Genomic DNA, 25,003 nt, shown 5'->3' on the forward strand with positions numbered 1-25,003 from the left:
TATTTTTTTTCAGTGTTATCTATATTCAATTTGTAATGTATCAGAAATTACTCTGCTTAAATTATTTCCGTGTTTGAAAGAATTTCAAATGCTTTATCGATTGCATTGTGAGTTCCGAAAATAATTAGCTGATCATTTTTCTCGATCCTGAAATCACCGTGAGGATTATGGATCGTTTCTTCTTTCCTTATCGCACTTATCACTGTTGCTCCTGTAAGTGCTTTTAAATTAATCTCCTTTAATGATTTTCCAATATTAACATTTTTATTCGAGATGATGATCGTATCGACTGTCCCTTGTGCAAGGATTTGACTGATTTGTTCAAACGCTAAATCTGTAAATCGAACGTCTCGTAGAATTCCATATGATTGATTTCGAATAACATTTGTTTGAGCAAGAATCACGCTGTTCGGAATGTGAAATTTCTTCAGTACACGCGAAAAGATTTGAATGGAAGTTTCGTACTCTTCGGGAATGACTTCATCGGCACCAAGTTTTATAAGTTCATCGATTTCACTAACGTAACGAGTTCGGACAATAATATGGATCTTTGGATTCAAATCTCTCACATTTCTCACCGCCAATCTAACCGAGACAGGGTCCGAAATAGCAAAGACAATAATCTTTGCATAGTTGATGCCAGCTTTTTCAAGCAAGTCTTTCTTTGTAGCATCGCCGAAAATAATTTTCTCTTCCGAACTTTTAGCCGCCTTCACAGATTTTGGATTCAATTCGACGACAATATATTTGATTCCCGTTTCTTTCAAAACTCTTGCAAGGTTTCGTCCGTTTAATCCATAACCGACAATTATCACGTGGTCTCTCAATTTCTCTTTCATCATTTCCAAACTATCAAGAGTATCCCGAGATGGAATTAAATCAGGTACCTTTTTTGTGATATGAGGTGTGAAATGAAATAAAATAGGCGAGACGAGAAGTGTAATTACAGATGCGGCAATAAATCCTTTATAAATTTCGGTAGGAAGGAGATTATAGTCCACTCCAACCATAGCGAGTACGAATGAAAATTCACCGATTTGTGCAAGTCCGAAGCCCACAATCATTGCGAGCCGCATTGGATATTTTAAACCGTGAATAATCAAAATTAAAACCGAAGCTTTTAATATTATTATCAACACAGTGTAGGATAAAACAATTCCTGGATTAGTTAGAAAAAAATTAATATCGAGCAGCATTCCGAATGAAATAAAAAAGAGAGAAGCAAAAATATCTTTGAATGGAATCACATCGCTAACGATTTGATGAGTATAATCTGTTTCCGAGATAATCAAACCGGCAATAAATGCACCAATTGCAAAAGAAAGCCCAACCAAATGAGTCAACCAAGCAGTTCCAAGACTCAAAACTATTACACCGATAATTGACACATCTCGCATTCTAAGATTTACAAGATTGTAAAGAATATACGGCATTAGAAATCGGGCAAAGAAAAAAATCAAAATGATAAATCCAAATGCGCTTGCCAATCGGATTAACGCACCTGAGATAGAAATAGATTCTGATAATCCAAGAATCGGAATCAAAACCATCATCGGGACAACCATTAAGTCTTGAAAAACAATTATTCCGATAGACAATTTGCCGTGTGGCGAATCGGTTTCGTTTCTCTGTTGAAGTAATTTTAAGATTACGGCCGAACTGCTGTGTGAAAGCAAAAATCCAATAAGAAGAGATTGTTGAATACTCAAACCAAATAAAAAAGATACACCTGTGCCGATTAAAATCGTTAGAAGAACCTGTGACCCACCGGTTAATAAAATTTCCTTAAAGATTTTTTTGAAACGAGAAAACGAGACTTCAACACCGATTGTAAAAAGTAAAAGTGCGACTCCTATTTCCGCTAATCTATTTATTCCATCGATTTGGCTTACAAAGGATAATCCGAAAGGACCGATTATAATTCCTGTTATTATAAATCCAACTATCGATGGTAGATTGATTTTATTGAAAATATAGATAACAGGAATTGAAACCGCCAAAACGATTAGCAAATCTCGAAGTAATGTAAATTCAACCATAGAACTTTTTTTAAGAATTATTATATTATATTTATTTAATGATAACCAAATAGAGGAAAAAATGAAAATTGTATCAAAACTAAATCGACCATTACTTGTTTTTTTTATTTTTACACATATGCTCTTTGCCCAGGGGAAAAGAGTTTTTACCCCGTTAGATAGTAACTTCCGCGAGGTAATAAATATCCACCAGGGTAAACATCTAACGAGGCTTACCGCTGAAGATTTGTGGAATATGAAAAGATTATCTTCTCTTACAATCTCACCCGACGGGAAATTCGGATGTTTTGTTGTAACTGAATATAACATTAAAGATAATAAGGGAAACAGCGATCTTTGGCTGATAGATCTTAAAACGTATCAGACGAAGAAACTTACGACTAATCTTGGTTCTGACGGTTCTCCAACTTGGCATCCGAATAGTAAAAGCATTGCATTCATTTCGAAAAGGGAAGGGGATTATTCTCAGCTTTACACTATACCGATTGACGGAGGTGAAGCATCGCTACTTGCAGAAATGCCAATGGGAATATCTTCTCCAAAATATTTCCAAGATGGAAAGAAAATTGCATTCGTTTCTCAAATTCTACCGGAACATGAAAACGATTTTTCCCAATGGGATGCATTCGCAAATGCAATGAAAAAAGCAATCAAAGAAAAAAAAGAAAATAAGATGACAGCCAAAGTAACGGAGAATCGATTTTATCGATATTGGGATGGCTGGCTAACAGATGGATATGTATCGCGAATTTTTGTTTATGACATCGAGAAAAAGGAAAAAGTGGACGTAACTAAAGGTTCTACAAGAATTTTCAATTTTGATGGTGGAATTACTTATTCAATTTCTCCCGATGGGAAATGGATCAGTTATTCAGCCAATAACACTCAACTCCCTTATGACGAACTCAATTCAGATGTCTTTCTAATCGGGTTGGACGGTTCCTCTTCAGAGATCAATATAACTTCAAAGAATCCGCAGGAAGATGGCTCTCCAGTTTTTTCAAACGACAGCAAATTTTTATTCTATGGAATGCAAAACGATCCGGATTACTCCGCGGATAATGTGAAACTCGTTAAATATGATATTACAAATCGGACTGAAAAAGTGCTGACGACTAATTATGATTATTCTTTTGGCGACTTTAAAGAGAGCAAGGACGGATCATCTATGTTTATGCTGTCAGATGTTCATGCTCGTTCTGCAATATTTAGTTTAGATTTAAAATCAAATAAACTCGATAAACTTTATAACGAAGGGGGAATCATCTCACTTAATCATGCAAATGAAAAATTGTATTTTCTCAAAAACAATTTAGCATCGCCTACAGATATTTTTGAATTTGATTTGAAAACTAAGAAGCTAAAACAAATTAGCGACTTTAATAGAACATTATTGGATCAGATCGAATTTGGCAAGTATGAAAATCTTTATTTTGAAGGGGCTGATAATCAAGAAGTCCAAATGTTTCTGCTTTATCCTCCGAATTTTGATGCGAGTAAAAAATACCCATTAGTTCATTTGATTCATGGAGGTCCACACGGAACATTCGGAGATGATTTTCACCCGCGCTGGAATGCACAGCTTTTTGCTTCGCCTGGTTATGTAGTTGCAATGGTGAACTTTCACGGATCAACAAGCTTTGGAAATAAATTTGGTAAATCGATTGTTGGTGCACACGGAGACAAACCTTTTACAGACATAATGAAAGCAACAGATTATTTAATAAAAAAATATTCGTTCATAGATGGTTCAAAGCTTGGAGCTGCAGGAGGAAGCTATGGCGGCTATCTTGTTAATTGGATTGCAGGACATACAGATCGTTTTAATGCTTTGATCAGCCACGCAGGAGTTTATAATCTGATGGGGCAATTTGCTTCAGACCTGACTCATGAGCGAGTAAAAAATTATGACGGTGCACCTTGGGAAGGGAAATATGAAAATATTAATCGATACAGTCCGGCTCATTTTGCGCATAATTTCAAAACTCCGATGCTCGTAATTCACGGCGAGAAAGATTATCGGGTTGTTATTACTCAAGGATTGGAAATTTACGGCGTGCTCAAAGGAAAGGGTGTGGATGCACGCTTAATTTATTATCCAAATGAAAATCACTGGATATTAACACCGCAAAATTCCATTTACTGGTACAAAGAAGTACACGATTGGTTTGCGAGATACTTATTAGAAAAGGAGGAGTAATAATTTTAGATTTTAGATTTTAGATTTTTGATTTTAGATTGCAGATTGCCTGCTTGCAGGGTGGAGCGATGACGTATCGTAGATATTCAGGTATTGGTTCCTGCTTCGTTTAATTCGGGTATAAGCAAGTATGTTGGAATTGTGCCACAGATTCACAGATTTTCAAAAGTCGATGAGATGATTTATCTTTTACAACTGATTCTTTGATCCCGATACGATTAGTTAACACGTTGAATCGGGATGATTTGCTTTCCGCCTCCGCAGAGTATCGTAAGAATATGTTTTATGATAATTTGCTTCGGCGGACAAGTCAAATTTTTCTTTGAAAACATTTATTGAATTTTCAATCCAAGGACATTTTTTGCCATTCGCATCAAAGCTTATTATATTTGTACCCGCAATTAGAGATTTTCCAGCGGATATAATTGAAATTTTGGCGAGGTAGCTCAGGTGGTTAGAGCAGTGGAATCATAATCCACGTGTCGGGGGTTCGAATCCCTCCCTCGCTACAAACTTAATAGGAGAAAAAATGTATTCGATTTTAATGACAGTCGGTTTAGTAGTTGCGTTCATATTGATGGTGGTAGTTCTCATGCAATCAAGTAAGGGCGGCGGATTAGCCGGAACGTTCGGCAGAGTTGGCGAAATGGGAACAATGTTCGGTGTAAGAAGAACTGCAGATTTCTTATCAAAAGCCACATGGTGGTTAGCCGGAATTTTAGCAGTTCTCTGTTTGGTTGTTAATCTAGCTTTTTTGCCATCTTCATCGCAACAAAGAATGCGTGAAAGTATTATTCAAAGAGGAGGTCAGCAATCTTTACCTCAAAAACCTTTTGTACCCCAGACTCAACAGCCTGCTCAACCTCCACAGCAAACTCCCCCACAGCAATAGCAGAAATTTTAACGTGATTAAAAAGCCAAGTTATTAACTTAAACTTGGCTTTTTTATCCGCCTTCGCGTTCCGCTTCGGCGGACCTGCATGCACGAAGCCGTGGTTTCGTTTCGGTAAAGGCAGGCGAGAAGGTAGGGTTAAATTCCCCGCCGCTTGCAATGGGGAGGTTCATTTTAATTTCGTTGTGAAATTTCAGTTTCAGACAGCAGGCTGATTATATTATCCATTATATCTCTATAGTAACTTGCAGATCTTTTGAAAGAATTAAAGTTCATTGCAAAAATCATTAAGTCATTATCTTTTGATGTTACATAGCCGGCAGTAGCTGTCACTCCTCTAAGTGTTCCAGTTTTCGCACGGCAATTATTTGCGGCTGAAGTTCCAACCAGTCTGCTTCCCATTGTACCATCCACTCCCGCAATTGAGAGTGAATTGAAGAATTGTTCGAAATCATCCTTAGTGAAATACATATGAGTTAAAAGCCGGACAAGTGCTTTCATGGAAAACTGATTGTTCCTCGAGATGCCTGATCCATCCAAAATGCTCATCTCTTCTTCGAACAAATTAGTTGATTTAAGAAATGTGAAAATCGCCTGAGTGGCATCGAATGCACCTCCTGAGCCTTCGGAATAATTAGCACCAATAATTTTGAACAAATGCTCGGCTATGAAATTATCACTCCGTTTATTAATCTCCGATATTAAACTTATGAGTGGAGTTTCATTCGAGACAAGAAGATTTAAAACTTCTGGAGAAGTTCGAGTTAGGATTTTTCCGGTGAATTCAATTCCACCTTGTATTAAAAGGTTTTTAAGCAAATTACCAATAAAGAGTGGTGGATTTTTAATGTGGACTTTAATTGAAGAAGATCGATTGCGCGGAATAGTACCTGTAACAGTTATTTTTTCACCGCTCTGCATCTGTTGAACAACAGTTCCGATTCGAGTACGTCTCCCGGTGGTTTTTGCTGAATTAACCACTGTGAAATAATCCAAATTTGGAAAAATGGAAACTGTCGGTTTTCTATTCGTTCGTGAATTCCCTCTTAGGCTCAACGTAATAGAATTTTTGTCAATAGTTGTAGCGCAAATAGCTGGGAGTGGAACATTTCGGTTTTCATCTTCAATCCATTCTTCCCGGAACAAGATTTCATCGAAAAAAGAATCATCCACAATAATATTACCGCTAATTCTTTTTATACCTTGTGCCATAATTTCACTGACCATCTTCTGCAAGTTTGGAATCGTAAAGGTTGGGTCTCCAAATCCCTTTAAGAAAATATTTCCATCAATCGAATTGTCAGTTAAATTCACGTCGTCAGTCAGTATCTCTGTATTAACTGTATACTCATCTCCAAGGAAGAGGATTGCAGTTGCTGTGGTATAGAGTTTTGTTGTTGAAGCCGGAAGAAGCGTTGCTTCTGAGTTGTTTTCAAAAAGAAATTTATTTTGATTAGTTGAAAATATGGCTATTCCATATTCGTCGGTATTTGTCCGAGTAGAACTTAATATCTGCTGAATTCGATCTTGTAGATTTTGAGCAGCTGCAGAACCAAAGACAAGTAAAATGCATAGAAGTGTTATTAATTTGAATATCTTCATAAAATTGATTAGCAAATTATCATTTCTTAAATTGAATTTAAAATGAAAAAGGCCCTTGTTACTGGAGGTGCAAAGCGACTTGGAAAGTACCTTTCGCTTTTTCTCTCGACTATTGGTTACGATGTTGCAATAACATATCACTCCTCAGCTTCGAGTGTTGCTTTTATAAAGAAACAAGTTGAAGCGAATGGCATGTCGTTTAAATCATACAAGACAAACCTTAATTCATACTTAGAGATAGAAAAACTTTTCATTAATTACAAAAAAGATTGGGAAAAAATTGACCTGCTTATTAATAATGCGGGCGTATTTCCTGAAGCGGGATTTAAGTCGATTAAGGAAGAATTATGGGATAATACTTTCGCAGTTAATTTAAAATCAGTTTTTTTTCTTAGTCAGAAATTTTCTTCAATCATGAATAATGATGGAACTATTGTCAACATTTCATCTATTGGTGGATTTGAAGTTTGGAAGGATCGTATTTTATATAATACTTCTAAAGCTGCACAAATCGCATTGACGCGTTCGCTTGCGAGAGAACTTGCGCCAAAAATTAGAGTGAATTCCGTTGCTCCCGGTACAATTGAGATGGAAGATGAAAAGAACCTCAAAGCAATTTTAGGGAAAAACAAAATTCCGCTCAAACGTTATGGTTCACCTCAAGAAATTTGTGAAACAATTAATTTTATAATCAAGAATAAATATTTAACTGGAGTTACAATCCCCGTTGAAGGAGGAAAACTTCTTACTTAGGAGAATAAATGCCGAATAAAGCTTACAAAAATTTAGACTTTTTAAATTCACCCGATGCAAGAATTATTAGAATACTAGCGGAATTTTTAGAACCTCAGGCAAGATTCAGAAAAGACAATATTACTGATACAATTGTTTTTTTTGGCTCTGCCAGATTTACTGATAGAAAAACAGCCACTAAGATGTACAATGATGTCAAAAAACTTGATCCAAAACATGAGAAAAATTTCGTTGACAAACTAAAATCTGCCCAAGTCGCTTTGGAGATGTCGAAGTATTACGAAGATGCAGTCACTCTTTCAAAAATGATAACCGAATGGGCAAATTCTCTACCAACAAACGGAAGACGTTTTGTTGTTTGTACTGGAGGTGGTCCTGGTGTGATGGAAGCCGCAAACAAGGGGGCAAAACTTGGTAAAGGAAAATCAATGGGATTGAATATATCCATCCCGATGGAACAGTTTGTAAATAAGTATGTTTCCAAAGAACTCGGTTTCGAGTTTCACTATTTCTTTATGAGAAAATTTTGGCTTGTTTATCTTGCAAAGGCATTAATAATCTTTCCGGGAGGATTTGGCACATTCGATGAATTGATGGAAGTGCTAACTCTTCTACAAACTGGCAAACTGAATAAAAAAATGTCTGTGATAATTTATGGATCGAGCTATTGGAAAAAAGCGATCAACCTCCAGCATTTGATTGATCATGGAGTGATCGACAAAAAGGATTTAAATTATTTTAAGTTCTGCGATACCCCAAAGGATGCATTCCAAGAACTTAAAACTTTTTTAACGAATAACTATTTGTAATAAACCCTGAAATCTTCGAGAGTGGGATTATACCATCTCTTCAAGGACAATTCGCTGCATTCTGCGGATCGCCTTTGCCTTTTTCATTCTCTTTTTTATGGATGGTTTGGTGAAGAATGTCCTCTTCTTGAATTCTTTGAGGACTCCGGATCTTTCGTATTTTTTCTTAAATCTTCTTAATGCTCTATCGAGCGATTCAGTTTCGTTAATTGAAATTCCGACCAAAAAGTTTCTCCTTTTTTATTGTACTTGAAATTGTTCTAATAATTTTTTCATACCGGCTTTTTCAAATTCGACAACTATAGACTTAGCGCCGGCTGATGTTGTCTCTTTTGCTGTAACTTTTCCGACATCTTCCCAATCTTGATGGTATATCGAGTCACCCACCTCAAATGTGGAAGAAGGATTATAAGGTTTACAATCTTCAATTTTAATTGCAGATAGATCTACATTTGCGGATGATTTAATATTCGCTTCAACATCCAATGCCATTGTGTGTTTGCAAGTTTTGCAGCGAGCCCATCTGCGGCTGTCACTTTCAATTCCTAATTCTCCGACTATTTCCAGTTTGACAGTTTTATTGCAATAACTGCAAAAAGCTTCAACGTGTTTTAACCTTGCCATATCGTCTCTTTATTCCTTTTATTTTCCATCCTTACTGGGAGTGATAACCAGAACAGGACACTTTGCATATCGAATTACTTTTTCTGCAACACTTCCAAGAAGTGTATGCAATAATCCTGTTCTTCCGTGAGTAGCGATTACAATCAGATCTATCTTTTTTTCTTTTGCGTAAGATGTTATGGTTTCAAAATCGTTCCCACGTAATAAAACTTCTTTCACTTTTTCTGAGCTGTTAAATTTTTCCGCGAATTTTTTCAATAATGTCCGAGCGTCATCTTCGATCGTTTTTTGGATTTTTTCGGTTTTCAAATCAAGCGAACGAATTGTAAGAATCGGGGGTGTTTTTTCAAGTACATGAAGTAAATGAATTTCACCATCGTATTGGCTTGCAATTTCTTCGGCATAACCAAAAGCTTGCGCAGACATATCACTAAAATCAGTAGGAACTAATATCTTCCTAATCTTAAAATTTTTCTTCATTTGGGCTTCAAATATAATGGAATTCCACGTCAAAAAAAAATTTTCACTTTCCTCAGTGCATCGGAACGAAAATCCACTCGAAAATAACTAAAAATGACTAAAGTTACGCAAAACAGTTATTCTGAATCCGTCAACTGACGGATGAAGAATCTAACTATGCAAATATCATCGTTTTTTAGATGTTTCGCTTTGCTCAACATGACAATAAGACTATTCTGCATAACTTCAGAAAATGAGTAAAAATTAGTTGTTTGCCTTAATTACTGCTTTTAAATCACCGGTATTCAAAGCTGTTTAGAAGATCTGCCATTAAAATGCTTGATTTTCTATCCATAACAAAACTTGCAAATGTGCCGTCGATTATACTTAGGAGAGCATTACAAGAATCAGTTTCAACGATCTCGAAATCCTTATTAATTACATTTTCCAATAAACTTTCTGACAGAAAAAGTTTTTTGTCTTCGATTATTGCACTGCAAGGGGCTTGAAAGATGTAAACTATATCTTTATCACTTTGATAGATCAGATGTGCGATGATTATTTCATTGAGCTTGTTTAATCCAGCACCGATCAATTTCCACTTAGTTTTTGGGAAAATCGGTGACTTAAATCCATTTGAAATTAGAAATCCTTTTACAGCTTCTTGATTGCTATTTAGAATAGTTTTGCTTGGATATTTATGATTCTTAACAGCATTAAAGTTTACAATGGATTGTGCAAATACATTGTTGCTAAAATTTGCAGAAACAAAATCATTCGACTTGTTAAAAAAAGCTGCATAAATTAAAAAAGTCAATCCTAATCCAAAGCTTAACGAATAAACAGGTTTTTTAATAATTGAGTTGAATAATTCTTTGACTCTAAATAAAAATAGCCGGTGAGATAATTTTTTAAAGATTGTACTTTTTAATTCATCGGGAGCGGATTCAAGCGGCGTTTGGTCTTGGATAACTTTTTTAACCTTTTTTTCTATTACTAAATCTAGATTACAGTCAGAACAAAGAGAAGCATGTTTTTCAACGCTCGATCTATTTTCCTTTTCTATTTCGTTATCGATAAAAGGAGTTACTTTATCTTTAAAATCTTTGCAGTTAATTGTCATTCTTTGATTGGTTCATAACCTTTACTAATAGCATAATCATTTAATTTCACAGCCAGCATTTTTCTCGCTCGATGTAATCGGGAGCGGACAGTTCCGATTGGACAATCGACGAATTCCGCGATCTCCTCATATGTTAAACCCTCAATGTCACAAAGTAATATTACAGTTCGGAAGTCATCAGGCAGGGACTGAACTGCATTCATTACTTCATCATCCAAAACATTATTAAAGATCTCACTTTCGAGATCATTGTCGGAGGCATGATCTGATTTTATTGTTTCATAAAATTCTTCGATCTCACCATAATCAACTTTATCGGGCTCTCTAGTGTTTTTCCGATATATGTTTATGTATGAATTTTTCATTATACGGAACAACCATGCTTTGCAATTAGTTCCGATTTCAAATTTATCGAAGAAGCGATATGCTTTAAGATAGGCTTCCTGCAGAAGATCGTTTGCATCATCTGGATCACGTGTCATCTTCAGGGCAAAATTGTATAAGGCATCCATGTGCGGAATGGCTTCTTTTAAGAAATTCTTATCAATTTTACTTGATGACTCTTGAAGTGATTTTTTTATTTCAGTTTGGGATTTCTGCATTTTCAAGAATTTTCAACTACTCAATAATACTGAAATGGTCTCTGGCGTTCAAGAAATTCTAGTTAGAATATTTTTTAGTTTGCAATAAGTAAATTGAATTTTCACAAACGCTTCAATATCTTTGAAGTGAGTTGTAATATTATGAAATATTTGTTTTTATTTACTTTAGTTTTAGTTTTTTATACAGCGCCTCAGCTGCAGGATTCTCATTTTTTTCAAATTGCGCGATTGAAATACAATGGTGGAGGAGATTGGTACAATGATCCAACTTCGGAAGTTAATTTATTAAAATATATTTCAAAAGAAATTGGATTAAAAACAAAACCAGAATATGTATTCGTTGATGTTGGAAGTGAAAAAATTTTTAGTTTTCCTTTTCTTTTTATCACAGGGCATGGAAACATTTCATTTTCGAATTCTGAAGCAAAGCGTCTCCGTAAGTATTTGGAGAATGGCGGATTTCTTTATGCAGATGATGATTATGGAATGGATCAATCATTCAGACGTGAAATGAAGAAAGTTTTTCCTGATCAGCAATTAGTTGAAATTCCTTTTTCACATCCAATTTACAACTCAGCATTTAAGTTTAGTAATGGTCTGCCAAAGATTCACGAGCACGATAATAATCCACCGCAAGGATTTGGTTATTTCTTGAATGGGAGACTTTGTGTTTTTTATACATATGAATGTAATCTGGGAGATGGATGGGCTGATGCTGAACTTTACAATGACCCGCCGCAAAAAAGAGAAGCCGCACTGCGAATGGGAACGAACATAGTGATTTACTCGTTGACAAATTAAGATGAATAATATCTCCATTCAAAATATTATCAGTAAGCTCGAAAGACAAATTAAAAAAGAAAACTTGGTTACAATTTTGTCGGGTTTCCTTTTCTCAGCTGTCGCAATTTTATTACCACTGACAATTCTTTCTTTGTTGGAATCTTATTTTTACTTCGATACAGATGTAAGAACAATTTTATTTTTTCTGTTTAGTGTTTTTGTACTAATCGTTTTTGTTGTTTCGTTAGTTCACCCATTCTTCAGATTTCGAATGCAGATGAAAGAAGATAAATACCTGAAATCTGCAAGAAAAGTTGGGGAAAAATTTCCGCAGATCAAGGACAAACTTGTAAATATTTTGCAGCTTGATTTTTCAAAAGATAAAGAAGAATATTTTTCAAATTCACTCATCGAGGCAGCGATTGAAAGTATAGAAGGTGAAACCTCGACTTTTAAATTTGAAGAATCGGTTAATCAGGAACGAATAAACAATCCTGCTAAATACTTCGTGTTTTCAGTTCTGTTTTATGTTTTGTGTTTCTTCTTGCTCAGCGGCTTCAGTTCGGCATCATACAGAATTTTAAATTTTACAGAAGAATTTTTACCTCCAGCAAAATTTTATTTTGATGTAAAACCTGGAAATGGAAAAATCACAAAGGGTGAAAACTTTGATATCAAAATTAGAATAATAGGTTACGAACTTAACAAAGTTGTGATCAATCATGGGCAGTCTGAATCTGAATACGTTGAAACCAAACAAATTACTGCTGACTCAAATGGTGTTTTTCAGCATACTTTCGTAAATCCATTAAGAGATTTTACTTACTTCATATCGGCAGATGGAGTTAGAAGTAAAAAATATGAAGTGCAAGTAGTTAATCGTCCAATTATTAAGAACCTGACAGTTCGAGTAATCCCTCCCGCTTATTCTAAATTGCCTATGCAGTTGAATGAAGATAATGGGGATGTAAACACGCTTTATGGTTCTTCAATCGAATTGAATTTGACAGCGAGCAAAACACTTTCCTCAGCAAAAACATTATTTGCTGATACAACTGAGTTGTTGATGAAAATTGAAAAAAGTAGAGCTTACATCAAGTTTCTTCCCCGAAAAGATGCGGCTTATCAACTTCTGATCTATGATGAAGAAGGAAACGAGAATGTTAATCCAGTCCGTTATAATATAAAACTGATTGCAGATAATTTTCCAAGCATAACGCTTTTAAAACCGCAGGAAACAGTTAATCTCACAGATAACCAGCGTGTTTCAACTTTAATAAAAATCAAAGATGATTACGGATTCACGTCACTTACCTTGAATTACAGATTAAGTGATTCTCGGTACGAAAGGCCATGGGAGGAATATGAAAAAATCAACTTAAGTATTCCCGATAATCTTGAATCGGATATTGGTTATGTCTGGAATCTTTCTTCGCTCAACTTGGTCACAGATGATGTCGTCTCATATTATTTTGAAGTTTTTGATAATGATAACGTCAGCGGTCCAAAATCTGCAAAAACTGAAATTATGACTGTTAGAATTCCATCGCTTGATGAAATACTTGCCGAAGGAGATAAGACCTACGACACGGCAATTAAAGATATACAGCAGACTTTGAAAGAAACTGAGCAGCTTAAGAAAGATATTGAAGAGCTCGACAGAGATTTAAAATCTGCAAGAGAGAAAGTAACTTGGGAAGAACAGAAAAAAGCTGAAGAGATTCTGAAGAAACAACAAGAAATGATGAAGCGAGTTGAAAATATTCAGGATCAGATGAACGATCTTCAAAATAAATTGAGTGAGAACAACCTTCTTTCTCAAGAGACGCTCCAAAAATTCATGGAGCTTCAAGAGTTATTTAATCAGCTCAGTTCTGAAGAGATGAAAGCTGCAATGCAAAAACTGAATGAAGCTTTAAAAAATATCAACAAGCAAATGATGCAAGATGCCTTGAAGAACTTTCAATTTAATGAAGAGATGTTCAGAGCAAGCATCGAACGAACTTTAGAATTACTCAAACGGGTACAAATCGAGCAAAAAATGGATGAAATCTCAAAACGGCTTGATGAATTAATGAATAAGCAGGATGACCTTTCACAAAGACTTCAGAACACAAATCCAAGTGATGAAAAATCTCTTCAAAATTTGAGTGAACAGCAGAAAAAACTTGCTGAAGAAATCGACAAACTCGAGAAAGAACTTGAAGATTTAGAGAAGAAAATGTCTGAGTTCCCAAAGGAAATGCCAGAAAAAGATTTGAAGAATATGATGCAGGAATTTTCTGAAGAAAATCCGAGTCAATGTTCAAATCAAGCGTCGAAAGAGATGATGGTAGGTCAGCTTTCAAAAGCTGGAAAGAATCAACAGAATGTGAAAAGCAGTCTTTCAAAGACGAAAAAAGGGATGTCTCAGCTAAAAGAGAAAATGATGCAGAATCAGATGATGATGGCAATGAATCAGATGAAAAAAATTATCAGCGAATTACTTGAGCTTTCTAAAAAGCAAGAAGCTCTTAAGAATAGAACTAATGCTGTTGATCCGAATTCTCCACAATTAAATCAATCTGTTCAAGAACAGGCGGAACTCCGTGAAGATTTAAGCAAAGTAATAGACCAAATGATTGAACTCTCGAATAAAACATTTGCAGTAACACCTGAAATGGGAAAAGCTGTTGGCAAAGCTAATTCTGAGATGGCTCAATCTCTCAATAACTTTCAGTTGCAAAATAAAATTGGCGGAGTGCAAAACCAAACAAACGCTATGGGCGCATTGAATGAAGCTGCAAGCTTAATTCAAGATATGATGCAGAACATGATGCAAGGAGGACAAGGCGGAGGATTGATGTCGTTTATGCAAAAGTTGAAACAGATGTCGCAGCAGCAAATGAATTTGAATAATCTAACTCAAATGCTTGGACAAGGAAAGCTAAGCATGGAACAGCTTTCACAATTGCAAAGACTCGCTTCTGAACAAGAAATGATCAGAAAGTCGCTTGAAGAATTGAACCGTGAAATAAAAGAAAGCGGTGAAGGGAGTAAGATGCTTGGCGATCTTGATGACGCAGTAAAAAAAATGGAAGAAGTGATTCGAGAAATGCGGCAAAACAATGTGAATAACGATGTGATCCAAAAGCAGGAAAAAATTCTAACTCGTATGCTTGATGCGCAAAGATCTTTGAATGAACGTGATTATGAAAAACGCCGTGAATCAAAACCGGGCGAGGAGTTAGTGAAACGTCCGCCAACTGAAATTGATTTTAACGAGGGAAAAGATAAACTGCGGCAGGATTTGATGCGGGCTTTAGAGGAAGGATATGCGAAAGATTATGAAATTCTAATTCGCAAATATTTTGAAGCGTTACAGAGAGAAAAACTGGGGCAGAAATAACAACACATTGAATTAAGTGTTTATAAAACCTGATGTCGCATTCAATTAGCTGCGTCTTACATTTTAACGTCTCAGCAAGCAACTCAATATTTTTATGAGCATACAAATCTCATTCGAGCGAACAAAAGTATTGAGCGACAACTATAATTCGTTTTCATAAATGGAGCGACGTTATTTGTCGTGTTAATTGCAGTGTGCTCTACGTGTACTTGATTATATCATAATTTGGTATTAATTTGTGCATGTTATTAGTCAAAGGAGAAAAACAATGCCTATTATTAAATCCATATCAAGTTTACGTAATCGGACACGAGAAATTGCAAGTCTCTGTCACGATCAAGATGAACCCGTATATCTCACAACCAATGGTGAAGGCGATTTGGTCGTGATGAGTATCGACCATTATGAACGATTGAAAGCCCAGGTCGATCTTTTCGAAAAACTATCCTTTGCTCAAGCACAATCACTTACGGGGAAGAAAGGGAGTACGAACCAACAGATGATGGCAAAACTAAGAAGCCGCATCAATGCCCGTTAAATCGACCCTTCGTTACCTTCCAGCTTCTCAGGACGATCTCTTATCCATTCTCGACTATATCGCCAAAGATAGCCCAAGTCGCGCTCTGAAATTTATCGACAAACTTGAAGCTCGTATTGGACTTTTAGAAAACAATCCAAAACTTGGTCGCATACCACGGCATCCGAAGCTTCGAGAGTACGGTTACCGAGTTCTCGCAATAGAATCATCTCTTGTTTTCTATATCATTCGTGGACGGACCATCGAGATTCATCCTGTCGTTCATGGTTCTCGCAACCTTGATCATTTCATCTGATTTACCAAATCTTATTTCAACTTGCCGGCGCATTGCACGTAACGGCTCGCATAAAAATGACATACTGTTTGCCACTATAAATAGACAAATTATCTTGTGGCAAACAGTATGTTCCCAAGAGCGAGACGTTTGATTTAACTATGTTTATTTTATGTTTCATTTTTATGCGTGTTAGCCGCAGTGCACGGTAATTAACATTTTTGAAACCTACTTCGAGAACAAGAGATGACTGTGTTAAAAGTCAAGCATACTTTGGATGTACATAATCATCCACGTATGTTCTATTATTTTTAACTACTGCAAATAACTGTTTAACCAACTTCTTCGCAGGACATATTTAGGTGAGCGTAGCTTACACCAAGTTTAGAAGCTGTCAATCTAAAACGTTGAAATGCATGATCAATTTTTACCCAGGATGCAACATTATTTTCATCGGCGAAAAAATTTATCAAACCTTGTGTATGATCTAATAAATCTTTGAGGCGTTTTGCCTCGCTTTTAGAAGTAAAAAAGGCAAGGTCACTGTTCCCGAATGATGATGATCATAAAAAATGCTTTACCTGGTTTACAGAGCTCTCTCAAAGAAATGGACTATGCCCATTTGGAACTGAGCTATCGTTCTTTCTAATTTTTCAATTATTTTTGGACAAAGGCTGGAGTCTTTTATATGAAAACAGACAGCCGTTCACACAAATTATTTTACACGCTCGAAGAAAATCAAAAAAGTCTTAGTAGCACTAACTAATTGAATTATTCTTGAAATCATCCAGGTTCTATAAAGTGAATTAATCATATTCTTTCTCAGATGTAACCAATTACTAATGACAATTCTGAGATAAAATCACCATCTCCTAATTAATTTTTTTCAATGACATAGACTGAATCTTTGTGCTGGTGGCTTTTTCATAATAACTTTTAGACTCCTCTATCTTACCATTTTTTTTATAAATTAAACTAAGATAATAGTAAGGCTGGTCGTATTCCGGGTAATATTTAATTGAATTCTCAAATGCTTCAATTGCCAGTTTAAATTTGTTTTGTAAAAAATAAAGCCTACCTAATTCATTATATTCAGTTAGAAAGAGTTAACTTCAAAAGTTGTGTAAAATTATAAATTTTGAAAAGTTAGCAGTGACCCCTAAACTAGTAAAGAAAAAAAATAACAAAAGGAGCCACTGCAATGTCAGAATATCTAAAAGAAATCAGACAATCAAGTAGTAACGACATACTAGAAGAATTGGCCTTAGAAGGTTTTAAGGAAAAACTAATTGATCTACTTAATTCGGAGATAGACGAATACTTGGGCCATAAAAAGTACGAGCGAATACCAGAAGGAAGTAATTCCTATAGAAATGGTAGCTCAAAACCACGCCACATAAGTATAGGCAGTGGCACAACATATATAGAAGCTCCACGCTTACGAGAACAATTTGAATCAGAGATACTCCGAAAATACCAATCCGAAGTGATCAACTTACAGAGATGATCTTAGATATGTATCTGCATGGTTTATCCACAGGAGACTTTTCAAAGTTCCTAGATAAGATATTAGGTGAAGAAGCATCGCTATCAAGTATAACTATTACACGGTTAAAAGAAAGTTGGCATCTAGAATATGAGGAATGGAGACAACGTCCACTTGAAGAGTCATATCTTACATTTGGGCAGATGGAGTCTATCCCAAGGCCGGTCCATCAGACGAAAAGATGGCATTATTAGTTGTAATAGGGGTAAAATCAAATGGAGAAAAAGATATTTTATTTTTGAAGAGGGTTACGCGAAAGATTATGAAATTCTAATTCGCAAATATTTTGAAGCACTTCAAAAATTGAATTTCAAACAAGAAAAATTTCACTTTATAACTACATGAAAAGATTCTATCTTTTCACTGAGCTATTGAATCTAAGAAAGATAGAATCTTTACCTAACTTAGACTTAAACTAAATTCTAAAAAAACCCGACTTTTCTGATTCGTTTATTTCATAAAAAGTCGGGTTTATTAAAACAAAAATTAATTCTTACTTCTTCCGTTTCATTTCAACGACCATATTGAGAAACTCATCTCCAAATGCGGAAGAATACATTTCCATAATGTGGAGATCCGGGCTTACAAATTTGATTACTTGACGGAAAGCATAATCCTTACTCGACATTGGATCGTACATCATTCCCTTTAAAGTAATAGAGTTATTCGCTTCGTCAAACGTACCACGTGCAATAGTTGTTCCGGTTCCGAGGTTATCATACCAAACTGATGTGAACTCGTTTTTTGCATTATCATATCCTACGATTTCAAGACCTTCAAAAGGCATCCCCATAACTTCACCTTTGTGAACACTTTTCATATATCTATTCCCGAGTATCATTTCGGATGTAGTTGTGCCTTCCCAAGTTGTCGGTTCGGTGCCCGGTGCCCACCACATTTTGGAGTATGAGGTCCATTCACCTGCACTTTTTGCCATCGCATCGTGCGTCATACTTGGTGTCATGTATTCCATCCAAGCTTTTTGTTCAGCTTCCATTTGTTCAGGTGTATAATCCTGCGCATGAGATTGAAAAACAAAAATTACACAAACAAATAAGAAAGTTAAAATAGTTTTTGTCATGATATGACTCCTTATTTTTGATTATTGATTAATTAGTTAACACTTAATTACGTGATAATAGTTTCAAGTAAATCTAAACTGGATCAATGTGTACAAAAACCTCTGCAACATCCCTTAATTCTCTGATTGCTTTTTTTACATCTAAACCGATATCATGCGACATTTTAGTTGTATAGTCTTTATCTATTTCGATATGGATCTCTATGTGATATTTGTTACCAATGTAATGAGATTTAAGATCGTTCATCCCCTTTACACCATCAATTTTCAAAGCGAGATTCGCAACTTCAATCATTAACTCTTTGTCAGCGGCTTTCCCCATCAGGTAATCAATATTTTCTTTTGCTACATGGTAACCGCTTCTGAAAATAAAAAATGCAATTAGAATTCCAGCAATTCCATCAAAATATTTGAATCCGAACGCCGAAATAATAATTCCAGTAAGTGCGATAAAAGAAGATAGAACATCATTAAAACTATCAACTCCAAGTGCTCTTATTGCTGGACTGTTATACTTTCGACTGACTCTGCTGAAATAGAAAGTCATAAAGCTTTTAAGGAAAATCGTAATGGCTAATACTATCAATGGAAAAGTAATTGCATCTAAGATCGAAGGTTCAATTATTCTCGTTATAGATTCTCGGATTACGGTTATTCCAGCAACTCCTGCGAAAATTGCGAGGATCATTGCTGCTATAGGCTGTGCAGCATGATGTCCATATTGGTGATCATGATCAGCTTGCTTGTAGGAAACCTTGACACTGAAATGCACAGCATAGTTTGTCAGTATGTCCGTGAATGAATTTATTGCATCAGAGATTAATGCGATGCTGTTTGATAGAATTCCCGCGGTTAACTTTATAACGAATAAAAATATGTTCGATATTAAAGAAAACTTTGAAGCTTTTTCGACTTTATGCTGCATGGATTAAGTTTTATTTCGATTTTTCTGCCCAGATCTGCGATAGGTGAACGATCGTATCGACTGCTTTTTGCATATCTTGAACTGAAATCCATTCTAACCTTGAATGAAACGCATGCCCGCCAGCAAAAATATTAGGACAAGGAAGTCCCATATAAGAAAGTCGTGATCCATCCGTTCCGCCTCGAATTAAATGAAGCTTGGGTTTTACTCCAGCTCGCTCAACTGCTTCTAAAGCATATTGAACTAAGTGAGGATGTTTGTCTAACACAAATCTCATGTTTCGATATGATTCCTGCACTTCAAATTTGAATGAAGCTTTCGAATATTTTCCAACAATCTCCTTTGCAAGATCCTCAAGAAAAGCTTCTTTCTCTTTTAAGCCTGACTCTTCGAAATCACGAATTAAAATTTTAATAATCGTTGAATCTACACCTCCATTAATAATATATGGATGAACATAACCTTCACGCATTTCGGTGGTTTCGGGAGAAAGCATGTCTTTTGGAAGTGTATCGATATAATCGGCTGCAATCTTTATTGCACTTACTAATTTATTTTTCGCATATCCTGGATGGCAGTTAAAACCTTGAATTGTCAAGATAACTGTATCCGCACAGAAAGTTTCATTTTCAACCTCACCGAGCGTTTCTCCATCAATTGTATATGCAAACTCAGCATTCAATTTTTTCAAATCGATTTTTTCCGTACCGCGGCCCACTTCCTCATCAGGCGTAAAACAAACTTTTATCGTGCCGTGTTTAATTGAAGGAGTAAGAATTAAATGACGCATCGCATCGACTATTTCCGCAAGTCCGGCTTTGTTATCGGCGCCAAGCAAAGTTGTTCCATCGGCTGTGATAATATCGCGTCCAATTTGATTTTTTAATTCTGGTTGGTCCTCGACCTTTATAATTTGTGTTTTATCTTTAGGAAGCACAATGTCTTTGCCGTTATAATTCTTGTGAATTATAGGATTAACATTTTCTCCGCTCACTTCGTGAGATGTATCCATATGTGCTAAAAATCCAATGACAGGAACATTACCGTTAACATTTGACCGCAGCTCTGCATAAACATAGCCATGTTCATCAAGTTCAACGTTGCTCATTCCGATCTCTTTCAGTTCTTCGGCTAAAACTTTTGCTAGGATTTTTTGCTTTTCTGTCGAAGGAAATGTAGTTGATTCTTCGGAGGATTGTGTGTCGTATTTAACATATCTTAAAAACCTATCAACACAAGTGTAGTTAATTTTTAATTCGCTCATAATTTCCTCATTTGTTAAATTGATATAAAATTTGATCCAAGTTAGAAAAATGAGTTTCGAATATCAAACAGCTTGTCTGATTGAGAGAATAAAATATTGGCTCCTTCTCAAAGGTAATTTGTGGACATAATTCAATTAGAAAAATTACGGCAGGAGTTAGAAAAAAATTTAACCCAAGCCCATTCATTGGGTAAAAGGTTCTTTCTGATTAGTGATTTTTTTGATTCGTTATTTGAGTTTGAAAATAAAAACCTGATTCAATCTTATTTGCTCGAATATATGGATTTGTACCTCACTTCGGCCTCTCAATACGATTTTCATTTCATTCCTCCGGTACAGTTAAGAAAAAGCATTGAGCTTTCAGAAAAAATTTATGAAAGCAAACTACTCCCAAACTATAACAATTCTTTCCTTCAAATAATTGAAAAAATCTCTCTTCAACTTGATTTACTGCAAAAAAAACTGAATGGCGAAGATGAATTCCAGCAGACCAACGAAATTTTTTTCCCAGCTCTGGAAGAATCTGAGCAGTCAGGAGAACGATTCGGGATGCTGGAATCGATTAATATTACAATTACTGCGTCATCTGTTAAAGAAATTTTCATCGTTGATCCAGCAGAAAATGAGATAGAGCAGAAACTAAACGAACAGATTAAAATTTCATTTCAGCTCGCAAAAGATTATTTATTGAAGCAAAAGAAACGGATCAATCCTCATCATAAAGTTATAATTCAATTTGAAAATCGATTTGGATATTATCTAAGCAATTCTCTTGGAGTAGTTTTAACCATTAAGATGATCGAAGAGTTACTGCAGTTTTACAACACTCCCTTCGCTGTAAAAATACCCCAAGTTGTTGCCGCAACCGGTGGAATGAATAACAAAGGTGAAATTCTTTCTGTATCGAAAGACCTTATAAAGCAGAAGACAAGAGTAGTATTTTTTTCAAGTGCAGATATTTTAATTGTTCCCAAGGACGATGAAGCTTCGGCATTGGAAGAATTAATTGAATTAAATAAAGAATTTCCGAAACGCGCATTAAGGATAATTGGACTACCCGATTTAAATGATTTACTTGACAGACGAACACTTGTGGAGATTCAAAAACAAAGTGTTCCTAAAAGAGCAATCAATACGGCAAGAAAGCATTGGATCAATACACTTTCTATAATTTTACTTACAATTTTTTTCAGCTTATTGATTACACAAGATTGGGATAACAAACCAACAATTGTAAAACTTGTAGAGAATCGGATCTCAGTTCAAAACAAAAATGAAAAAGAGTTGTTTTCTAAATCCGCAACCGAAACTATTCTCTATCAGTTTGAGCAAAAAGCAAGACTAATAGATATCAATAAAGATGGAGTCAATGAGCTCATACTCACAGCAGAAAATAAATATAATTTGAGAAATACTTATCCGAAGGATACGGTACGGTGTTATAATAATTTCGGAAAATTAATTTGGGAATTCGCATATGAAGATACAGTTCCCTCGTTGGAAGAGAAATTTGAAAAAAGATATATCATAGGGATGATAGATACGGTTACCGTGAACGACATTAAACTTTTATATCTTATTGTAAATAATGCTCCATACTATCCATCTTCAATTTTCGCACTTGATTTGAAAACCGGAAAAAAGGTTGGACCAACATTATGGCATCCGGGAAGAATACGCGGAGGGATCATTAAATTTCTGAAAAAAGATTTTCCAAATCTTGTTTTAGCAGGTGTCAACAATGGATTAAACAATACAATAATATTTTCTATATCCGTTAATAATATGAATGGGCAAGCACCGACTTCCGAACCATATTATTTTCTAAATTTACCTTTGGCTAAATTTGATCAATACATTGTTCTCCCGAAAAGTGATTACACAGAGTTTTTCAAAACTAGATTCAACTATCCTCCAGATATGGGAATCATTGACAATGAAGCAATCAATAATTTCGAGACATGTACATTGGGAGGAAAAAATAATGATCCGAAAAATCTTTCCATACGATACTCTTTCGATTATAATTTCAATTCAGTGAAAACAGTTATCACTGATGATTTTCAAATGAAACGGGATGATCTTGTACAGAAAAAAATACTTCCTCCTCCATATATTGACACACCGGATTATATTGAAATGCTCGAAAGACAATTATTGAGATGGGATGGAGAAAAATTCGTTAAGTTTAAAAATAAAAAGTGAACATGATGAAATTAGAAAATCGAATTACAAAGTTGTTTGAGATAAAATATCCAGTCATTCAAGCTGGAATGGTCTGGGTTTCTGGTTACAAACTTGCATCTGCGGTTTCGAATTGCGGTGGATTAGGATTGATTGGGTCTGGTTCTATGAAACCGGATTTACTGCGTGAGCATATTCAAAAGGCAAAACAAAAAACCGAAAAACCATTTGGTGTAAACATTCCTCTTATGCGTGGAGATGCTGCAGATTTAGTTGACGTCTGTATTGAAGAAGATGTAAAAATAATTTTCACTTCTGCCGGTCATCCGGGAAAATTTATTGAGAGATTAAAAAGTAATGGATGCAAAGTTGTTCATGTTGTTCCTTCAGTTAAGTATGCAAAAAAAGCTGAGGAAGTTGGCTGTGATGCTATTGTCGGCGAAGGTGTTGAGGCTGGCGGTCATAATGGCTTAGATGAGATTACAACTCTATGTTTAATTCCTCAATTAGTTGATGCGGTAAAAATTCCGGTGATAGCTGCCGGCGGAATTGCAGATGGAAGGCAAATTGCGGCGGCATTTTGCCTCGGTGCTGAAGGTGTTCAGATAGGTACAAGATTCGCAGCGACGATTGAATCATCTGCACATGAAAATTATAAGAAGAAAGTTGTTGAAGCTGGGGATAACGATACAATTCTTGCATTCAAAAAAATTGGATTGATGCGAATGTTAAAAAACGATTTCGCCTACCGCGCGGTAAAAGCAGATTTAACTGGAGCAGATGAATCAGTATTGAAAGAACTTTTAGGAGCCAAAAGAGAAATGCTCGGAATTTTTAATGGTGATGAAAATGAAGGGGCGATGGAAGCAGGGCAAAGTTCGGGATTAATTCATGAAATTCTTTCCGTTGAAAAAGTTTTTGAGAACCTTATTACAGAGTATGGAGTTGTGAAGAACAAATTCTCACTGCAGTAAAGATTCGCTCGAATCCATTCAAAATGTTTTGAAATAGCTACAACAAAATTTAAATTTTCCTGGAATCCATCAAATCTATTTACTATGTTTTGGCAGAATAGGTTGTAGTAATAATGATAATTAAAAAGCTCTTCTCATATTTCAAGGGTCGTCAAATCTGGAGAATACAAATAAGTGAAATGGATTCTTTGATAATCGAAGAACGTGACATAATAAATAAAAAAGTTTTTTTCTCATGCATCGATAAAATTACTGGTAAAACAAATTGGGCTGACAAGAAATTTTTGGATGAAGATTTTTGGATTGGAATTGAAGCAATTTATAGAGATACGCTTTTTCTGCATCTGTTTGAAAAGCCGGATATGCCAAAGCATAAACAGATTATAGCTGTGGATTTAAACACTGCCAAAGTAAAGTGGATCAATAAAGATTTAACGTTCGATTCGATCTCGAACAACAAAGTATTAGCTTATATCCAAAAATTTGAGGGTCGTGATTTTTTCCTGATAGACTATTCAACGGGTGATGTGATAGAGTCGCTCGGCAGCGATTCATCGAGTGCAGAAATGTTTAGACAGTCAGTTGGAGATGAACTCGGTAATAATTTCTTATTTCCTTCTTTTCTAACAGACGAAGGAAAATATACAAAGCTCAATCAAAGCGTTCTAAAAGTAATTGGCGATACAAAATATTTTGGGAAGATAGAATTCATTGAATATGAAAATCTTTTTTTATTCAATTACTACGAAAAAAATCATGAAGCTAGTTTAACTAATTGGTTGTGTATTTTTGACTTGCAATCACAAACAGTTTTATTGAAAGAAATACTCAATTCTTCGTCACCGGCTCCGGTTCCAGATTCTTTCTTTATTCATGGTGATTTAGTATACTTCGTAAAAGATAAAAAAGAGTTAGTAGCATATTTGCTACAGAAATGAGAGGT

Annotated in this window: 24 protein-coding genes and 1 tRNA gene; 14 read left to right on the forward strand and 11 right to left on the reverse strand. The window is 35.4% G+C overall.

The window, feature by feature from the left end; all coding sequences use genetic code 11:
• Window positions 1–56: 56 nt before the first annotated feature.
• Window positions 57–2,348: a hypothetical protein gene (locus tag FJ213_02570; protein ID MBM4175044.1), complete on the reverse strand. Its 2,292-nt coding sequence runs from the start codon at window positions 2,346–2,348 to the stop codon at window positions 57–59.
• On the opposite strand from FJ213_02570, the gene FJ213_02575 reads away from it, so the two are divergent.
• The 3 genes from FJ213_02575 (at window position 2,101) to secG (ending at window position 5,131) form a co-directional block, all read left to right on the forward strand.
• Complete coding sequence (locus FJ213_02575; protein ID MBM4175045.1) at window positions 2,101–4,239, forward strand: S9 family peptidase; 2,139 nt, start codon at window positions 2,101–2,103, stop codon at window positions 4,237–4,239. The two genes, FJ213_02570 and FJ213_02575, sit on opposite strands and share 248 nt — an antisense overlap.
• Window positions 4,240–4,674: 435 nt before the next feature.
• A tRNA-Met gene (locus FJ213_02580) sits at window positions 4,675–4,751 on the forward strand.
• A 17-nt stretch (window positions 4,752–4,768) separates the two neighbouring features.
• On the forward strand, window positions 4,769–5,131 hold the full coding sequence (gene secG / locus FJ213_02585) for a preprotein translocase subunit SecG (GenBank protein ID MBM4175046.1): 363 nt from the start codon (window positions 4,769–4,771) through the stop codon (window positions 5,129–5,131).
• A 174-nt stretch (window positions 5,132–5,305) separates the two neighbouring features.
• On the opposite strand, the gene dacB is transcribed toward secG, so the two are convergent.
• Window positions 5,306–6,733, reverse strand: coding sequence for a D-alanyl-D-alanine carboxypeptidase/D-alanyl-D-alanine-endopeptidase (gene dacB, locus FJ213_02590; protein MBM4175047.1), 1,428 nt, complete (start codon window positions 6,731–6,733; stop codon window positions 5,306–5,308).
• Between the two features lie 42 nt (window positions 6,734–6,775).
• Between dacB and FJ213_02595 the strand changes: the two genes are divergently transcribed.
• Window positions 6,776–7,486: an SDR family oxidoreductase gene (locus FJ213_02595; GenBank protein MBM4175048.1), complete on the forward strand. Its 711-nt coding sequence runs from the start codon at window positions 6,776–6,778 to the stop codon at window positions 7,484–7,486.
• Between the two features lie 8 nt (window positions 7,487–7,494).
• Window positions 7,495–8,295 (forward strand): TIGR00730 family Rossman fold protein, encoded by an 801-nt coding sequence (locus FJ213_02600; GenBank protein MBM4175049.1) that lies wholly within the window; start codon window positions 7,495–7,497, stop codon window positions 8,293–8,295.
• 27 nt (window positions 8,296–8,322) lie between these two features.
• Here the strand turns inward: FJ213_02600 and rpsU are convergent, their stop codons facing one another.
• The 5 genes from rpsU to FJ213_02625 form a co-directional block, all read right to left on the reverse strand.
• Entirely contained in the window at window positions 8,323–8,520 is a 198-nt protein-coding gene (gene rpsU, locus FJ213_02605; GenBank protein MBM4175050.1) for a 30S ribosomal protein S21, read from the reverse strand.
• Between the two features lie 15 nt (window positions 8,521–8,535).
• Window positions 8,536–8,919: a hypothetical protein gene (locus FJ213_02610; protein ID MBM4175051.1), complete on the reverse strand. Its 384-nt coding sequence runs from the start codon at window positions 8,917–8,919 to the stop codon at window positions 8,536–8,538.
• 18 nt (window positions 8,920–8,937) lie between these two features.
• Complete coding sequence (locus tag FJ213_02615; GenBank protein MBM4175052.1) at window positions 8,938–9,399, reverse strand: universal stress protein; 462 nt, start codon at window positions 9,397–9,399, stop codon at window positions 8,938–8,940.
• 274 nt (window positions 9,400–9,673) lie between these two features.
• Window positions 9,674–10,501 (reverse strand): hypothetical protein, encoded by an 828-nt coding sequence (locus tag FJ213_02620; protein MBM4175053.1) that lies wholly within the window; start codon window positions 10,499–10,501, stop codon window positions 9,674–9,676.
• Complete coding sequence (locus tag FJ213_02625; protein ID MBM4175054.1) at window positions 10,498–11,103, reverse strand: sigma-70 family RNA polymerase sigma factor; 606 nt, start codon at window positions 11,101–11,103, stop codon at window positions 10,498–10,500. The genes FJ213_02620 and FJ213_02625 overlap by 4 nt, the downstream gene beginning before the upstream one ends.
• Window positions 11,104–11,244: 141 nt before the next feature.
• Between FJ213_02625 and FJ213_02630 the strand changes: the two genes are divergently transcribed.
• The 4 genes from FJ213_02630 (at window position 11,245) to FJ213_02645 (ending at window position 16,107) form a co-directional block, all read left to right on the forward strand.
• Window positions 11,245–11,904 carry a DUF4159 domain-containing protein gene (locus FJ213_02630; protein ID MBM4175055.1) on the forward strand — a complete coding sequence of 220 codons (660 nt, stop codon included), beginning with the start codon at window positions 11,245–11,247 and terminating at the stop codon, window positions 11,902–11,904.
• Window position 11,905: 1 nt separating this feature from the next.
• Window positions 11,906–15,274, forward strand: coding sequence for a hypothetical protein (locus FJ213_02635; protein ID MBM4175056.1), 3,369 nt, complete (start codon window positions 11,906–11,908; stop codon window positions 15,272–15,274).
• 268 nt (window positions 15,275–15,542) lie between these two features.
• Window positions 15,543–15,812, forward strand: a complete 270-nt coding sequence (locus tag FJ213_02640; GenBank protein ID MBM4175057.1) for a type II toxin-antitoxin system Phd/YefM family antitoxin — start codon at window positions 15,543–15,545, stop codon at window positions 15,810–15,812.
• Complete coding sequence (locus tag FJ213_02645; GenBank protein MBM4175058.1) at window positions 15,802–16,107, forward strand: type II toxin-antitoxin system RelE/ParE family toxin; 306 nt, start codon at window positions 15,802–15,804, stop codon at window positions 16,105–16,107. The genes FJ213_02640 and FJ213_02645 overlap by 11 nt, the downstream gene beginning before the upstream one ends.
• Window positions 16,108–16,958: 851 nt before the next feature.
• Here the strand turns inward: FJ213_02645 and FJ213_02650 are convergent.
• Window positions 16,959–17,132, reverse strand: coding sequence for a tetratricopeptide repeat protein (locus FJ213_02650; protein MBM4175059.1), 174 nt, complete (start codon window positions 17,130–17,132; stop codon window positions 16,959–16,961).
• A gap of 155 nt (window positions 17,133–17,287) precedes the next feature.
• Here FJ213_02650 and FJ213_02655 point away from each other — a divergent pair, with 155 nt between their 5' ends.
• Together FJ213_02655 and FJ213_02660 are read left to right on the forward strand one after the other, a co-directional pair.
• A complete protein-coding gene (locus FJ213_02655) occupies window positions 17,288–17,593 on the forward strand; it encodes a hypothetical protein (protein ID MBM4175060.1) in 306 nt (101 codons plus the stop codon).
• Window positions 17,590–17,826, forward strand: a complete 237-nt coding sequence (locus tag FJ213_02660; GenBank protein ID MBM4175061.1) for a hypothetical protein — start codon at window positions 17,590–17,592, stop codon at window positions 17,824–17,826. The genes FJ213_02655 and FJ213_02660 overlap by 4 nt, the downstream gene beginning before the upstream one ends.
• Window positions 17,827–18,125: 299 nt before the next feature.
• Here FJ213_02660 and FJ213_02665 read toward each other — a convergent pair whose 3' ends face one another.
• The 3 genes from FJ213_02665 to pepT all read right to left on the reverse strand — a co-directional run bounded on the left by FJ213_02665 (window position 18,126) and on the right by pepT (window position 20,902).
• A complete protein-coding gene (locus tag FJ213_02665; protein ID MBM4175062.1) occupies window positions 18,126–18,713 on the reverse strand; it encodes a DUF1579 domain-containing protein in 588 nt (195 codons plus the stop codon).
• 73 nt (window positions 18,714–18,786) lie between these two features.
• Window positions 18,787–19,638 carry a cation transporter gene (locus FJ213_02670; GenBank protein ID MBM4175063.1) on the reverse strand — a complete coding sequence of 284 codons (852 nt, stop codon included), beginning with the start codon at window positions 19,636–19,638 and terminating at the stop codon, window positions 18,787–18,789.
• Window positions 19,639–19,648: 10 nt separating this feature from the next.
• The gene (gene pepT / locus FJ213_02675) at window positions 19,649–20,902 is read right to left on the reverse strand and encodes a peptidase T (protein ID MBM4175064.1); all 1,254 of its coding nucleotides are present in this window, start codon (window positions 20,900–20,902) and stop codon (window positions 19,649–19,651) included.
• Between the two features lie 120 nt (window positions 20,903–21,022).
• Between pepT and FJ213_02680 the strand changes: the two genes are divergently transcribed.
• The 3 genes from FJ213_02680 (at window position 21,023) to FJ213_02690 (ending at window position 24,998) form a co-directional block, all read left to right on the forward strand.
• Complete coding sequence (locus FJ213_02680; GenBank protein MBM4175065.1) at window positions 21,023–23,107, forward strand: hypothetical protein; 2,085 nt, start codon at window positions 21,023–21,025, stop codon at window positions 23,105–23,107.
• A 5-nt stretch (window positions 23,108–23,112) separates the two neighbouring features.
• Entirely contained in the window at window positions 23,113–24,060 is a 948-nt protein-coding gene (locus tag FJ213_02685; protein MBM4175066.1) for a DUF561 domain-containing protein, read from the forward strand.
• A gap of 113 nt (window positions 24,061–24,173) precedes the next feature.
• Window positions 24,174–24,998 carry a DUF4905 domain-containing protein gene (locus FJ213_02690; protein MBM4175067.1) on the forward strand — a complete coding sequence of 275 codons (825 nt, stop codon included), beginning with the start codon at window positions 24,174–24,176 and terminating at the stop codon, window positions 24,996–24,998.
• The last annotated feature ends 5 nt before the right edge of the window (window positions 24,999–25,003 follow it).

It is taken from the genome of Ignavibacteria bacterium, assembly GCA_016873845.1.
Classification (GTDB): Bacteria; Bacteroidota; Ignavibacteria; order Ch128b; family Ch128b; genus JAHJVF01.